This is a genomic window from Curtobacterium sp. SL109, from assembly GCF_026672405.1.
Taxonomy (GTDB): domain Bacteria; phylum Actinomycetota; class Actinomycetes; order Actinomycetales; family Microbacteriaceae; genus Curtobacterium.
Genome location: NZ_JAPPRB010000002.1, coordinates 2,373,823 through 2,388,240, shown reverse-complemented (window position 1 = coordinate 2,388,240; position 14,418 = coordinate 2,373,823). Strand labels below are relative to the sequence as shown.

Below are 14,418 nucleotides of genomic sequence, written 5' to 3'. Positions count from 1 at the left end.
GCTCCATCGAGAGATGGCCAGATCCCTGCTGACCGTCCCCCTGTCCCTCACCGTCGTCGCGGCCGCACTCGCCTGGATCGTGCTCGGGCCGGCCGCCGCGCTCGCGTTCGTCGCGCTGGCGCTGCTCGAGATCGCGATGGCGGCCGACTCCTCCGTGCCGATGGCCGGCATCGCCGGACGCCTGCACTCCCCTGCCAGACGGCTGTTCCTGTCGCTCGGGATCGTCGCCGGCGTCCTCGCGATGCGGCTCATGCTGCCGCCCGTCGCGGTGGTCGTGGGCTCCGCCGAGGACCCGACCGCCACCGTCGGCGAGGCCGTCTTCGCCCCCGGCGCGTTCGCCGCCCACCTGCAGGAGGTCCGGCCCGCCCTCGCCGCCTTCGGCGCCGCGTTCATCTGGCTGGTGTTCGCGGAGTACCTGTTCAACACGGACCGTGCGTCGCGTCGGTCCTGGCTCGGCCGCCTGGAGGCCCGACTCGCCGCCGTCGCGCGCCCTCGCGTCTGGTCGCTGGTCACCGCCACGGCCGGGGTCGCGCTGACGAGCGTCCTGGTCGCCTCCGCCGCCGCGTGGGAGCCGTCCGAGGTCGTGCCGGTGGTCGTCGGCGGCCTGCTCGGCATCGGCGCGTACCTCGGGTCGAAGCGGCTCGCGCGATGGGCGTTGCACGGGGGTGCGACTGCCGGCACTGACACCGGCTCGGTCGGAACGGGTCGCGGTGCCTGGCGGATCCACGTGTACGCGTCGACCGTGGTGTTCGAGCGCGGGCTCGTCGTGTTCATGCTGTTCGAGATCCTCGACGGCGTGTACTCGCTGTCAGGGTCCGGCGTGCTCGGCGCGGACGGGCTCAGCGCGCTCGAGCAGGCCGCGGTCGGTGCTGCGGCGATCGGTGTCGGAGCGCTGTTCCTGGCGCGGTTGACCTCGCGCCTGGACCAGGCCGCGGGACTGAAGCGGCTGCGCTACCTCAAGGCCGGTGCGGCGTACGTGCTCGGGGTGCTGGCGGTGCTCCTGTGGACGAGCCTGCTCGTGCCGATCCCGGGCGTGCTCGTCGGGTGGTTCGGCACGGTCGTGATCGGCCTGGCGCTGGCGTCGTCCCTGCCGTGGCGGGCGTGGGTGCGGCGCGCGGGCCTCCGTCCGGTACGGGGCTGAGGCGGGCGCGCCCGGTCGTGCCTACTCCCGCTCGCCCTGCCGGAGCAGCCGGGTCTCCTCGGCGTCGTACTCCGCGCGCACCTGGCGCAGCACGAGGTCGTCGATCTCGCCGTCGTCGCGCATCTTGATCACCTTCGCCGACTTCAGCCGGACGAGCGCGAGTTCGAGCTCCACCGCTGCGCCCCGCTGCTGCAGGAGCGGGTGGTCGTCGTCGTCGCTCTGCTCGGCGCGCACGAGGGCGAGGTGGCCCTCGTACTCGTCCTGGATGCGCTGCACGACCTCGGCGTCGGCGCCCGACCGCTTGGCCAGGCGGGGCAGGGCGTCGAGCGCTTCCTCGATCGCCAGGCGCTCGGCCCGGCGGCGTTCCTCGACCACCTCGCCGCTGCCGTCGAAGTCCGCCCACCGGACCACCGCGGGCAGCACGAGCGACTGCGCGACGATCGTCACGACGACGACCCCAGCGACCACGAAGACGATGAGGTCACGCTCGGGGAACGCGCCGCCGCCCTCGACCATGCGCGGCACGGCGACCGCCGCCGCGAGCGAGACAGCGCCGCGGAAGCCCGTGAAGCCGCTCACCACGCGGTCGCGGTGTCCCTCGCGCGGGCTGCCACCGGTGCGCAGGGTCACGAGTCGGATGGTGCCCCACGACAGGTTGAGGAACGCGAAGCGGAGCACGACGACCGCGAGCGACACCAGCCCGATCATGCCGAGGCCGACCAGGAGCTCGCGGGCCTCGAGTTCCCGGATGGCGATCGTGGCCTCGATCCCGACGAGCACGAACAGGGCGCCGTTGAGCAGGAACGTGGCGAACGACCAGAACGAGCGCACCTGCTGTCGGGTCTCCGCGCGGTCCAGCTTCGGGGCGACCTGGCTGACGACGAGCCCGGCCACGACGACCGCGAGCACGCCGGAGGCCCCGATCGCCTCGGCCGCGAGGAACGCGACGAACGGCACGAGCAGCGTCAGCATGTTCTCGAGGATCACCGCCGACACCCGGCGCAGCACCAGCATCCCGAGCCAGGACACCAGCAGCCCCGCCGCGATGCCCCCGACGTAGGAGAGCAGCAGCATGCCGGAGACGTTCCAGACCGTGAGTGTCTGCTCCCCCGCCGTCACCGCGACCGCGATGCCGTAGATCACGAGCGTCGTGCCGTCGTTCACCAGGCTCTCCGCGCGGAGCACCGTGGTGTTCCGCCGCGGCAACGACCGCGTCAAGGCACCGACGGCGGTGGCGTCGGTCGGGGCGACGGCAGCGCCGAGCACCCACGCCGGTCCCCACGGCATCCCGAGCAGGTGCAGCAGCGTGGCCACCCCGCCGGCCGTCAGCACGACGAGCAGCGTGCCCATGAGCAGGATGCCGCGGAAGTTCGCGCGGATCTCCCGCAGCGAGATCGTCAGGCTCTCCCAGTACAACAGCGCCGGCAGGAACAGCAGCAGGACCGCGTCGGCCGGCAGCTCCAGCTTCCCGAAGACGGGGATGAACGCGATGCCGGCGCCGAAGGCGAGCAGCAGGACGGGCGGTGCGATCCGCAGGCGTCCGGAGACCGCCGTGGCGACGGCGATCGCCGTGGCGAGCACGACGACGAGTTCGGGTGCGATGAGTTCCATGGGTGTCACAGCCTGACATGGCGTCGATGTGGGCGGTGCCGGGAAGTGCGCACCTGTGGAGAGTCAGCGCGACGAGGTGCCCTGGGCATTCCACACCCGGGCGCGCGCACCTCACCGACCTGCCAGAGTGGACACGTGGGAACCGCAACGGCGCCGCTGCCGACCCGACGTCACCGTGTGGCACTCTTCGCCACGTCCACCATGACCGGGTTCGGGATCGCGTCCTGGATCACCCGCACGCCGGCCGTCCGCGACGACCTCGGTGCCTCGCTCGAGGCGATGGGCCTGGTCCTCTTCGGCCTCTCGGTCGGCTCGATGATCGGCATCCTCGGCGCCGGCGCGCTCATCCGCCGCGTCGGGACCCGACCGCTCGTGCTGCTCGGCGGCGCACTACCCGTGATCGGAGTCCTGCTGGTCGGGCTCACGGCACCGGCGCAGCTGCCCGCCGGGGTCTGGATCGGCCTGTTCCTCGTCGGGTTCGGGGCCGGGGTCGCCGAGATCGGCCTGAACGTCGAGGCGGCTGCAGTCGAACGGGTCATCGAGCGCCCGGTCGTGCCGGTCCTGCACGCCTGCTTCAGCCTCGGCACCGTCGCCGGCGGACTCGTCGGAATCGCGATGACCGCGGCTCGGGTGCCCGTCGTGGTGCACCTGCCCGTGGCCGCCGTCGTGATGGCCGCGCTCGCCCTCGTCGCCGCGCTCAACCTCCGCCCGATGCCCCGTCCCGACCCGGACGCGGCTGCGGCTGCGGCTGCCGACCTCGACGCGGCCGCCGAACCCGGCATCCCTGGTGCCCCGGCGCGCACCGCCCGCCGACGCTCCGTGATCACCGTGCAACTCCTGCTCATCGCCGTCATCACCCTCGCGATGGCCTTCGCCGAGGGGGCCGCGAGCGACTGGCTCCCCCTCCTCATGACGAGCGACCACGACGCTCCGGAGGTCCTCGGCTCCCTCGTCTTCACCGGCTTCTCCGTCGCGATGCTCATCGGCCGCTCCGCCGGGACGCCCCTCGTCACCCGGTTCGGTCGGGCGACGGTCATCCGCACGTGCGCGGTCGTCGGCGCCGTCGGCGTGGTGGCCGTCGTGCTGTCGCCGTCACCGGTCGTGACCGCCGCGGCCGCCGCCGTCTGGGGGCTCGGCGTCGCGCTCGGGTTCCCGCTCGCCGTGTCGGCCGCCGGCGACCACCCCACCGACGGTGACCGCCGGGTGTCCGTCGTCGCGACCGCCGGCTACGTCGCGTTCCTGGTCGGCCCGCCCGCCCTCGGGTTCCTCGGTGAGCACCTCGGCCTGCGGGTCGCGATGCTCGTCCCGCTGGCGCTGCTCGTGGTCGCCGTCGTCATCGCGTCGGCGGCCGGACGGCAGACACCGACACCCCGCACCGCCTGAGACGTCGACGTCTCGCCGCTGCGACGCGGCAGCGCCACGGACTGGAGGCCCGGTGCCAGCTGGCACCGGGCCTCCAGTCCGTGGTCAGGGAGTGTGCGCCGGGGGCGACCTCGCCCACCAGCCGATCCACGAGCGGACCTCCCGCAGCGGGCGGTGCGCCCGCCGGACCAGCCAACGGGGCCGGCCGTCGACCGGACGGCTCCCGGCGGGCGAGGTCGTCGTGGTCGTCGTCAGGACCAGCCCGCGGACGACGTCCGCGAACAGCGTGTCGACGACCACGGCCTCCGCGTCGTGGACCGCTGCGTCCGGCGTCTCCACCGAGGCAACGAGTTCCACTGCAGTGCCGTCCGTGTGCCTCAGCCGGCGATGGCCTGCTGGTCGGTGGGGGCGCCGCTCGAGATCGCGATCTTCCGGGGCTTGGCCTTCGGCGTGACCGGGATGACGAGGGAGAGCACGCCGTTGTCGTAGTGCGCGGAGATGGCATCGGAGTCGACGCCCTCGCCGAGGCTGAACTGCCGCAGGTACGAGCCGTGCGGACGCTCCTGCAGCAGCCAGCCGCTGCCGGACCGCTCCGGGGCGCTGCGTTCGGCGCGGATCGTGAGGAGCTGCCCGTCCACGTTGACGTCGACCGAACCGGGGTCGATGCCGGGCAGGTCGGCGTTGAGGACGTACTGGTCGCCGTCGCGGTGCAGGTCGACGGGCATCGGCTTGAGGCTCTGACGGCCGCCGAGCAGTGCCCCGGTGAGACGGTCCAGTTCGGTGAAAGGATCGAACGTCATGGTCATGAGGGAGTCCCCTTTCGGTGTCGTGGTGTCGTGGTGTCGTGGTGTCCGACCTGGACGCCGGATCTGCCGTCATCGTAGGACTGCCCCGGACCGTGTTCCTCAGGGCTCGCTCCGAGGTCGCTGCGTGGTTGCTCGGAGGCCGGACCCCCGTTCGAACTGCAGCTCGTCGGTGCGTCGCTCGAACGTCAGGTGCGCCACGCCGGACGGGGACGGGGTGGTGGTGACCTCGAAGCGCTCCTCCATACCTTCCAGCCCGTCCCGGAGCCGCTCGCCACGACCGAGCACGATCGGCACGACCACCACGTGCAGGTGGTCGACCAGACCTCGACGCCGATGCCCGGTCCTCAGGCGCTGGCGAACCCGTCGTCCAGCCCGGTGTCGCCGCCGGGGGCGCTCACGAGGCCTCGTGGGGGTACTCGGCTGCGCGACCCTGGAACGCGAGGATCGCCTCGTTGCGGACCTGCCCGTCCTCGATCTCGATCGCGCGGCGGATCGGCTCGCACTCCTGCCAGGACGTGCTGCCCTCCATCACCGGTCGGAGGAACGGCAGCAGCGCCTCGCTGATCTCCCACGTCGCCGAGTTCCAGAGCAGCGATGGGCTGTGGTCGACGGCGTAGTAGTTGGTCCACTCCCCGACGGTCACCAGGGGCTCGTCGAAGGACGTCGCGCGGGCCCAGTCGAAGCCCATGCCCGGGTCGATGGAGACGTCGACGACGAGGCTGCCGGGACGGAAGGCCCCGAGGTCGACCTCGCGCAGGTACGTCAGGGGTGCGTTCGGGTCCTGCAGCGTGCAGTTCACGACGATGTCGTGGTCGGCGAGGTACGGCGCGAGTGCGACCGGCCCGTCCGGGGTGTCCACCGTGCTGGCGTAGGGCGCTTCCGGGTCGTGCTCGAAGTGCAGCATGTCGACGGACGGGATCGGCGACCCCACCGCGGCGATGTCCCGGTTCGTCAGGACGCGCACGTCGTGGACCCCGTGGGCGTTCAGCGCGGTGACGGCACCGCGGGCCGTGGCCCCGAAGCCGATCACCACGGCGGAGAGCCGGCGGCCGTAGTCCCCGGTCGACCCGCAGAGCTGCATCGCGTGGATGACCGAGCAGTAGCCGGCGAGCTCGTTGTTCTTGTGGAAGACGTGCAGCCCGAAGCCGCCGTCGGCGCGCCAGTGGTTCATGGCCTCCCAGGCGATGAGCGTCAGACGCTTGTCGATCGCGGACTGGGTCAGCGCTCGGTCCTGCACGCAGTGCGGCCAGCCCCAGAGCACCTGGCCGTCGCGCAGGTCCTCGAGGTCGGCGGCGAGGGGCTTCGGGAGCAGGACGACGTCAGCGGCGGCGATGACCTCGGCACGGTCGGCCATCGCCCCGACGAGCGGTTCGATCTGGTCGTCCGGGACACCGAACCGCAGCCCGTACCCACGCTCCAGCACCATCGCGGCGCGCAGGTCGGGGTCGATCCGGGCGATGTGCGCCGGGTGGACGGGGAGTCGCCACTCGTCGGCCTTGGCGGAGTGCGCCAGGACGCCGAGTCGGAGCAGCGGCGTCGCGGTTCCTGCAGTGGTCATGGGGCGACACTACGGGGCGCTCGCGGCGGCCGATCACACATCAGATCTCATACTCCCGGGGGAGGCGCCCGACGCACCGGTTGTCCTACCGTGGCGGGCGTGATCGAAGTCGACCATCTCACCAAACGTTACGGTCCCAAGCTCGCCGTCGACGACGTCTCGTTCGTCGTGCGGCCGGGCAGCGTGACCGGATTCCTCGGCCCCAACGGCGCCGGGAAGTCCACCACGATGCGCATGATCATGGGACTGGACCGGCCGAGCGCCGGCACCGCGACCGTGAACGGGAAGCCCTACACCGCCTTCCGTGACCCGCTCCGGCAGGTCGGTGCCCTGCTCGAGGCCAAGGCGGTCCACTCCGGCCGCAGCGCCTACAACCACCTGCTCTCCCTCGCGGCCACCCACGGCATCCCCAAGTCCCGCGTGCACGAGGTCATCGACATGACCGGGCTCGACTCCGTCGCCCGCAAGCGCGTCGGGGGCTTCTCGCTCGGCATGGGCCAGCGCCTCGGGATCGCCGCGGCACTGCTCGGCGACCCGAAGACCCTCATCCTCGACGAGCCGGTCAACGGCCTCGACCCCGACGGCGTGCTGTGGGTCCGACAGCTCGCCCGACGGATGGCCGCAGACGGCCGCACCGTCTTCCTCTCCAGCCACCTGATGAGCGAGATGGCCCAGACCGCGGACCGCGTGGTCGTCCTCGGCCGCGGCAAGGTGCTCGCGGACGCCCCCATCGCCGAGTTCGTCGCCGGTGGCGGTTCCGCCGACGGCCAGGGCGGTGGCAGCCGCGTCGTCGTGCGCACCCCGTCACCCGACCAGCTCTTCGCCGCGATCGGGCAGGCCGCCACCACGGTCACCCCGCGGGAGGACGGCTCCTTCCTCGTGGTCGGCCCCGACGCCCCGACGGTCGGCACCATCGCCGCCCGGGCAGGCGTGGTGCTCCACGAGCTCACCCCGATGGGCGCCAGCCTGGAAGAGGCGTACATGGCCCTCACCCGCGACGACGTCGAGTACCGATCGGAGGGCGTCCGATGAGCGCGCCGAACACCGCCCCGGCCCAGCAGCACCGGCACCGCGAGGCCTCCGTGCCGGACAGCGTCGGCCTGAGCTTCCCGCGCCTGGTCCGCAGCGAGTGGATCAAGCTCCGCAGCATCCGCTCCACCGTCTGGTGCTACGCGATCCTGGTCCTGTTGACGATCGCGATGGCCGTGCTCCTCGGCGCCGTCATCGACCAGGGCGCGGGACAGATGCCGCAGGAGGCCGTCAACGGCGGCTTCGTCAACATCAACACGGTCAGCGTCTCCCTGACGGCGCTCGTCGTCGGCGTGCTCGGCGTGCTCATCATCACGGGTGAGTACGGCACCGGGCAGGTCCGCTCCACCTTCACGGCCGACCCGGGCCGCACGGGCGTCATCCTCGCCAAGGCGTTCGTCCTGGCGCTCGCGACCTTCGTCGTCAGCGTCGTCTCGACCGGGATCGGTGTCGCGGTCTCCGCCGGCCTGCAGGCCAGCAAGGACATCCACCCCGAGTTCACCGACCCGGCGGTGTGGATGCCGATCCTCGGCGCCTCCGTGTACGTGACGCTGGTGGCACTGTTCGCCTACGGCATCGGCCTGCTGGTCCGGTCGAGCGCCGGCGGCATCGCCATCACGCTCGGGATCTTCCTGGTGCTCCCGGTGATCCTGTCGATCTTCGCCGAGCTGACGCAGGCCCAGTGGGTCGCCGACGTCGCGACCCTGCTGCCGTCCGCGGCGGGCGCCGAGCTGTACGCGTACTCGTACAGCGGTGCGAGGGACGTGACCGGTCTCGTGCTGAACGGCTGGGGCGGCTTCGGCGTCCTCGCGGTCGAGGTCGTCGTCATCGGCGCGATCGCCATCGCGGTGGCGCGTTCGCGCGACGTCTGACCCGACCGCGACACAGGACCCGACCGCGACGCCGGGCCCGACCACCACTCCGGACCGGCCGCGATGCCGGACCCGACCACCTCCGGACAGGAGGCCGCACTCGCCGGACGCGCGTGGAGCCTCCTGTCCGACGTCGTGTCGCGGCCATACGCTCGATGATGGCCGCGCACCGTGGCACCGGACGACGAGGACGTACGCCATGACCCGACCACTCCACTTCGACGGGACGACCATCGCCGACGCGGAGGGACTCGACGCCACCGCGCAGGGGTGGCTCGTCGGCTCCGGTCCGGCCTCCGTCACGCTCGACACGGACGTCACCGACTTCCACCGCCAGGGCTGGACCTCGTGGTCGCCCTCGGGCTGGGCGCCGCTCGACGAGAGTCCCCTGCGGATCTGGGGTGACGACGAGCGTCGCCAGACCGCCGACGACGCCGCCAACGACACGCCGGACCGGCACGAGGGCAACGGCGTCGGCGCCGTCCGCCTGGCCGACGGACGCGTGCTGCTGCTCGGCGCCCTCGGCCTCGGCACGCCGCGCGTCGGGGCGTCGCACACGGAACTCAGCGGCACCGTCGAGCACGACGACGGCTCGGGCTGGTTCCTCGGCCTGGGACCCGAGGACACGGTCTTCGCCCGGTACGCGGAACTGCTCCGGGAACGCCTCGGGACCCCGACCGCTCCCCCGGTCTCGACGCTCTGGTGCAGCTGGTACTCGTACTTCGAGGACATCGACGAACAGCTGATCACGACCGCCGTCGACGACCTCGGCACGCTGCCGATCGACGTCGTGCAGGTCGACGACGGGTGGGAGACGATCGTCGGCGACTGGCTGCCGAACGAGAAGTTCCCGTCCGGCATGGACGCCCTCGCCGAGCGACTGGCCGCACGGGGTTCGCGCCCAGGGCTCTGGCTCGCCCCGCTGATCTGCCTGCCCGGTTCACGGACGGCCACGGAGCACCCCGAGTGGTTGGTGCAGGACCCGTCCGGCGGCCCGCTCGTCGCCGGGCACAACTGGGACTCGCACTACTTCGCCCTCGACACCACCCGACCCGACGTGCAGGAGCACCTCGACACGGTCATCCGTCGGGTGGTCGGCTGGGGCTTCCGCTACCTCAAGCTCGACTTCATGTACGCCGGGGCCCTGCGTGGTGTCCGGCACCAGGACCTGCCGCGCGAGCGCGTCTGGCGTGACGCCGTCGAGCTGATCCGGGCGGCGGCCGGCCCCGACGTCTACCTGCTCGGCTGCGGTGTGCCGATGGTGCCGTCCGTCGGGGTCTTCGACGGCGTGCGCGTCGGACCGGACACGGCATCCGACTGGACCTACCCGGCCTGTGTCGCCGATCCGAGCCACGAGGGCGGGCTCAACGGCGTCGCCGCGTCGGTCCCCCGGCTCTGGATGCGCGACCTGTACCAGGTCGACCCCGACGTCGCGTACTTCCGCTCCCGCGAGACCACCCTGACACCCGAGCAGCGACAGACGATCGCCGACCTCGCCGTCGTGTCCGGCTTCCGGTCGACCTCGGACCCCGTCGCGTGGCTCGAGGCCCCGGAGCGCGAGGCGCTGAAGCGGTTCCTCGGACAGTCCCCCGTCGTCGAGCGTCTCGCGGACGACCGGTTCCTGGTGGACGGCCGGACGGTGGACTTCGGTCCGGCGGTGCGCGAAGCGCGCGCCGGTCGCGAGCGGCTGACCGAAGCAGGGTCCCGCTCCGTCTGAGGTGACCAGCTGCGGACTGGAGGCTCGGTACCGGCCCGGCACCGAGCCTCCAGTCCGTCCGGGATCGTGTCGCCGGACGCGACCGGTCACGACATCCCGTCGGCCAGCCGCCGAGTGGCCATAGATGGTCGCTGCGCGCCGCCTCGGCCGACGGGTGGTGACCGCTCGGCAGACGTGAGCGGGGTGTTGCGGCCGGTCAGGGGACGTCGCTGGGGCGACTCGCCGCGGTCTCGACGCCGAGCTGTTGGGCGAGCCGGTCGACGCGGCCATGGATCGCGTCGCGGACGGCCGACCACGCGACGACTCCGCTGGCTCCGGCCTCGACGAACCAGTCCTGCACCTGGGTCCCGCGTGGCACGGGGCAGGTGTCCCGACAGCCGATGCGGACGACGAGGTCAGCGTCGATGAGGTCCTGCGGCTCGACGCGGACCGGGACCGCGTCGGGGGCGATTTCGACACCGTCGAGGTGCATGGCGACCACCACCTCGGGGTCGACCCGGACGGCAGGGTCGAGCGCCCTCGCGGTGACCTCGACGTCCGGTGGCAGGAGCCGGCGGAAGTACGCCACCGCGATCGGAGCGCGACCGGCGCCGTGCGGACTCACGACGACGAGCCGGCGGACGACGTCCTGCGGCAGGTCAGTCGACGCCCCGGGCGTGTGCCCGGTCAGCACGCGGACCTGGCGCACGATGCCCACCACGACGCCCGCGCCGAACAGCGGTCCGCCGAGCAGGAGGAGCAGCCAGAGCGGGGCGTGTCGGGAACCGCCGCCGATCGTCGCGCCGAGGTCCCAGTCGACCGACGCGGCGATCCAGAGCATCGCGAGGACGAAGCCGGCGCTGCCGAGGGAGACCGCCCAAGGGTTCCGGAGGAGCCAGGCCTGCGACTCCTGGGGCGGCGAGTGGTTCGTCACGCTGCGATCGTAGGGCGCGGCCGGGGTGCGGGGGTCCGGCGCGGCCGGGGTGCGGGGGTCCGGCGCGGCCGGGGTGCGTATGCTCGACGGACGACGACGACGACGGCGAGGGGGCCATCATGCGCAGTGTCACTGATGGGGACGGTCGGCTCGTCATGCGCGTCGCGGCGACGCGGATGGTGGTCGTGCCGGTCGTGGTGTTCGTCGTGACGAGCATCCTCGTCGGATTCCTCGTCGGTCTGGGCTGGCGCTCCGTGGTCATCGGGGCCTCGGTTGCGGGGCTGGCCCTCATGATCACGGCGTTGACGCTGCGGGCGTCGTTGGGGACGCCCTGGTCGAACGGCAGGCGGTTCGGTGACCAGGACGCCGTCCGCCGGATCCGCCGGGCGATCCGACGCGACTCGATCGACGACCTGACCGCGGACGAACGGCTCGTCGTCGCCGACTACGCGTTCCAGTTCCGGGACGGCATCGTGCTGTCGGCGGTGCAGAGCGCTGGGCTCGGGCTGTCGATCGCGATGAACCAGCTGGCGCGGGTCATCGGTCACGGAGCGGACGTGTCCAGCAGCGCGCTCCTCGTCGCCGCCGTCGGGCTCGTCGTCGCAGCGGTCATGATCGCCGTGGTGCAGCAGCGGCGGACCCGGCGGTTCCTCGAGCACTACGAGCGGATCGACCCCGTCCGGGTCTGAGCCCGCCGGTACGCTCCCGGGCATGGACCTCATCCCTGACACCGGCCGTGGCACGTGGCTGCTCGCGCGGGCCGGCCACCGCGACGACGTCGGCGGCATCGCGGGGACGGGTTTCGCGGCGTACGCCCGCATCCTCCACCCACTGACCGCGGTGCTCGAGGACCGGTCGATCGCTGACGAGTACGGGGACCACCCCACGCTCGACGAGGTGCGCTGGCGATGGGCCGACGTCGCGATACGTACCGGGAGTGCCGTGCATCCCTCGGTGACCTGGGCGACCGCCAGCGGGCGGGACGATGAGTCCGACGTGCCGTTCCCGGACGGGTGGCGCGCGTCGCCGCCCGAGGAGGGCTGGTTCGACCCCGTGGTGCTCGCAGCGCTCACGGAACACCTGGCTCGCGCGACCTCGACGCCCGACGACCTCGTGGCCGGGTTCTGGGACGGCTGGAGCGACCTCAGCGGCGGCTCGACGCTGGCGTTCGGGTGGCAGGGCGACGACGCCCCGTGTGCCGAGGAGCGCGCGGAGGTCCGCCAGTTCATGGCTGTGCGCACCGCGGAACACCGGCGAGACCAGGACGCGATCACGTCGTCGTTGTCCGTGCCTCGGTTCGCCTGGCCCGGTCGAGACCTCATCCTGTCGGCGACCGACCTGCCGACGCTGGCCGACCCGACGTGGCTCGAGCACACGCGCCTCGGGCCCCTGGTCCCGCTGGAACACACGCCACAGATGCTCTGGGCCGAGGACCACGCCTGGGTGATGGCATCGGAGATCGATTGGGACTCGACGATCATTGCCGGCTCACGGTCCCTGGTCGACGCCGTACTGGCCGACGAGCGGTTCGAGGCGTTCGAGGTGGCCGAGGAGAGCTCGCCGTCCTGACGGTCAGCCGAACTGGTACCCGACCTGGGGACCCCAGACGATGTCCGCGACGGCAACGGCGAGGAATGCCGCGCTGAGCACGGCGACCACGATCAGCACGACGACGAACGAGCGGGTCAGCCGAGCTCGTCGCCACCAGAGCAGCGCCACGAACGCGATGCCGAGGCCCGGGAGCACGAAGTTGCTGAGCACCTGCAGGACGACGACCAGACCGAGCAGTGCCGGGGCCACCCGTCGGGGCGGAGCCGTGTCGACATCGGTCGTCGTGGTCATGCGCGCTCCTCGGTCCGGGGCCGCTGGGTCAAGCGGCGGTCAACCGTAGCGACTGTCAGCGGAGGGCGTCCAGGACGGCGGCTTCCTCCCAGCAGATCGCCCTTGCGTACCGTGGCAAGAACTTCGCAGAGTCCCGGGCATGCACGGTTCGTCCCGGACGTGCCGTCACCGGGAGCGCGGCGCTCGACCCGCGTCGTTCTGCGGCCCGATGATGCCGAGCTGCGCGAGAACGGCCTGCTCGCCTGTGGTCGTGACGCTCCTACCCCTGTGCTGATCGATCGGCGAGCCGCCAGAGACAGCGCATACCCCCAGGGGGTACAGTTCTATTTGGTCGACCTCGCAACGGAACGTGCTTCCGCTGCAGCTCGACGATCCGCCACCCGTCGTCCTGATCGAAGAATCGATGCTCACCACCACCGCCTCCCCGCGTCGCCGGCTGCTGTTGCAGGTCACGGCGACGCTGGCGTTGCTGCTGCTGGTCGGGTTCACGGTCCTGATGCACACGATGGCCGGCCACACCGCCGGCCACGAGCACCCGATGGCAGCTCCCGCCGCCACCACCGAGCACGTCCATGCCGTCGGAAACCGCCACGGGGAGCATGCCGCTCCCGCGGCCGCGGTGCCGACGGTCCTCACCGACGCCGGCTGCGACAGCGGCCTGTGCGCGCTGATGTGCTCGCTGATGGGGATGGGGTGCGCGCTGACGATCGCCTTGTTCGCATGGGCGCTACTGCGCGCACGGACCGGCGGCGTCCTCGCGCTGCTGTCGCGACTGCTTGCGCTGGCTGACCGGCTGCCGCGCCACATCGCAGCACCGAAACCACCGTCACTGACGGCACTGCAGATCATCCGCATCTGATCCACCCCCTGCGGGACCACACCGCCGCAGGGTGGCTCCCGCATGCCCAGAACCGGGAGGCATCCGCCTGCCCGGACCAATTGACGCATCCACGGGAACGGACCTTCCATGCACACCACCACGACCACGCGCACCCTCGCGATCGCCGCCTCGCTCACCCTCGGCCTGACCCTCGCGAGCTGCTCCACCAACAACAGCAGCTCCGACGCGGGCTCGTCCGCGTCGTCGAGCTCGGCCGCGTCGGCGCACAACGACCAGGACGTGATGTTCGCGCAGATGATGCTGCCGCACCACGAGCAGGCCGTCGAGATGAGCGACGTGCTCCTCGCCAAGGGCGACGGTGTTGACCCCGACGTCGCCACCCTGGCGAAGCAGATCAAGGCCGAGCAGGGTCCGGAGATCACTCAGCTCACCAGCTGCCTGCAGGGCTGGGGTGAGCACACGGAGTCGGAGCACCCTGGGTCGGGGCACTCCATGTCCGGGATGATGTCCGATTCCGACATGACCGACCTCGATCAGGCATCCGCGAAGGACGCCGGGAAGCTGTTCCTGCAGCAGATGCTCCAGCACCACGAGGGCGCCGTCGACATGGCCAGGAGCGAAGTCGACAAGGGCAAGAACACCGACGCGGTCGCGATGGCGAAGTCAATCGTGTCGAGCCAGACCGAGCAGATCACGCAGATGAATGACATGCTCGCGTCCAAGTGA

At 71.9% G+C, this 14,418-nt stretch carries 16 protein-coding genes; 9 read left to right on the top strand and 7 right to left on the bottom strand.

Annotated elements, in window-relative coordinates:
• The first annotated feature begins 13 nt into the window (after positions 1-13).
• Positions 14-1,141 carry a DUF475 domain-containing protein gene (locus OVA28_RS12870; RefSeq protein ID WP_268097244.1) on the top strand — a complete coding sequence of 376 codons (1,128 nt, stop codon included), beginning with the start codon at positions 14-16 and terminating at the stop codon, positions 1,139-1,141.
• A 21-nt stretch (positions 1,142-1,162) separates the two neighbouring features.
• Here the strand turns inward: OVA28_RS12870 and OVA28_RS12865 are convergent, their stop codons facing one another.
• Complete coding sequence (locus OVA28_RS12865; protein ID WP_268097243.1) at positions 1,163-2,752, bottom strand: Na+/H+ antiporter; 1,590 nt, start codon at positions 2,750-2,752, stop codon at positions 1,163-1,165.
• A gap of 135 nt (positions 2,753-2,887) precedes the next feature.
• Here OVA28_RS12865 and OVA28_RS12860 point away from each other — a divergent pair, with 135 nt between their 5' ends.
• Positions 2,888-4,135 (top strand): MFS transporter, encoded by a 1,248-nt coding sequence (locus OVA28_RS12860; protein ID WP_268097242.1) that lies wholly within the window; start codon positions 2,888-2,890, stop codon positions 4,133-4,135.
• 84 nt (positions 4,136-4,219) lie between these two features.
• Here OVA28_RS12860 and OVA28_RS12855 read toward each other — a convergent pair whose 3' ends face one another.
• The 4 genes from OVA28_RS12855 to OVA28_RS12840 form a co-directional block, all read right to left on the bottom strand.
• On the bottom strand, positions 4,220-4,471 hold the full coding sequence (locus tag OVA28_RS12855; RefSeq protein ID WP_268097241.1) for a hypothetical protein: 252 nt from the start codon (positions 4,469-4,471) through the stop codon (positions 4,220-4,222).
• Positions 4,472-4,491: 20 nt separating this feature from the next.
• Positions 4,492-4,920, bottom strand: a complete 429-nt coding sequence (locus OVA28_RS12850; protein WP_194660975.1) for an Hsp20/alpha crystallin family protein — start codon at positions 4,918-4,920, stop codon at positions 4,492-4,494.
• A 99-nt stretch (positions 4,921-5,019) separates the two neighbouring features.
• Positions 5,020-5,214 carry a hypothetical protein gene (locus OVA28_RS12845; protein WP_326493756.1) on the bottom strand — a complete coding sequence of 65 codons (195 nt, stop codon included), beginning with the start codon at positions 5,212-5,214 and terminating at the stop codon, positions 5,020-5,022.
• Between the two features lie 100 nt (positions 5,215-5,314).
• Positions 5,315-6,478 carry a N(5)-(carboxyethyl)ornithine synthase gene (locus OVA28_RS12840; protein WP_268097240.1) on the bottom strand — a complete coding sequence of 388 codons (1,164 nt, stop codon included), beginning with the start codon at positions 6,476-6,478 and terminating at the stop codon, positions 5,315-5,317.
• A gap of 99 nt (positions 6,479-6,577) precedes the next feature.
• Between OVA28_RS12840 and OVA28_RS12835 the strand changes: the two genes are divergently transcribed.
• From OVA28_RS12835 to OVA28_RS12825, 3 genes are all read left to right on the top strand, one after another.
• The gene (locus OVA28_RS12835) at positions 6,578-7,510 is read left to right on the top strand and encodes an ABC transporter ATP-binding protein (RefSeq protein ID WP_268097239.1); all 933 of its coding nucleotides are present in this window, start codon (positions 6,578-6,580) and stop codon (positions 7,508-7,510) included.
• Positions 7,507-8,379, top strand: coding sequence for an ABC transporter permease (locus OVA28_RS12830; protein WP_268097238.1), 873 nt, complete (start codon positions 7,507-7,509; stop codon positions 8,377-8,379). Before OVA28_RS12835 ends, OVA28_RS12830 begins: the two co-directional genes overlap by 4 nt.
• Before the next feature lie 199 nt (positions 8,380-8,578).
• Complete coding sequence (locus OVA28_RS12825; protein ID WP_268097237.1) at positions 8,579-10,096, top strand: glycoside hydrolase family 36 protein; 1,518 nt, start codon at positions 8,579-8,581, stop codon at positions 10,094-10,096.
• A gap of 196 nt (positions 10,097-10,292) precedes the next feature.
• On the opposite strand, the gene OVA28_RS12820 is transcribed toward OVA28_RS12825, so the two are convergent.
• On the bottom strand, positions 10,293-11,009 hold the full coding sequence (locus OVA28_RS12820) for a hypothetical protein (protein WP_268097236.1): 717 nt from the start codon (positions 11,007-11,009) through the stop codon (positions 10,293-10,295).
• Positions 11,010-11,128: 119 nt separating this feature from the next.
• Here OVA28_RS12820 and OVA28_RS12815 point away from each other — a divergent pair, with 119 nt between their 5' ends.
• A complete protein-coding gene (locus OVA28_RS12815) occupies positions 11,129-11,698 on the top strand; it encodes a hypothetical protein (RefSeq protein ID WP_268097235.1) in 570 nt (189 codons plus the stop codon).
• 22 nt (positions 11,699-11,720) lie between these two features.
• Positions 11,721-12,578, top strand: coding sequence for a hypothetical protein (locus OVA28_RS12810; protein ID WP_268097234.1), 858 nt, complete (start codon positions 11,721-11,723; stop codon positions 12,576-12,578).
• 3 nt (positions 12,579-12,581) lie between these two features.
• Here OVA28_RS12810 and OVA28_RS12805 read toward each other — a convergent pair whose 3' ends face one another.
• Positions 12,582-12,851, bottom strand: coding sequence for a hypothetical protein (locus tag OVA28_RS12805; RefSeq protein WP_268097233.1), 270 nt, complete (start codon positions 12,849-12,851; stop codon positions 12,582-12,584).
• Positions 12,852-13,200: 349 nt separating this feature from the next.
• Between OVA28_RS12805 and OVA28_RS12800 the strand changes: the two genes are divergently transcribed.
• Entirely contained in the window at positions 13,201-13,710 is a 510-nt protein-coding gene (locus OVA28_RS12800) for a hypothetical protein (RefSeq protein ID WP_268097232.1), read from the top strand.
• A gap of 108 nt (positions 13,711-13,818) precedes the next feature.
• A complete protein-coding gene (locus OVA28_RS12795; RefSeq protein ID WP_268097231.1) occupies positions 13,819-14,418 on the top strand; it encodes a DUF305 domain-containing protein in 600 nt (199 codons plus the stop codon).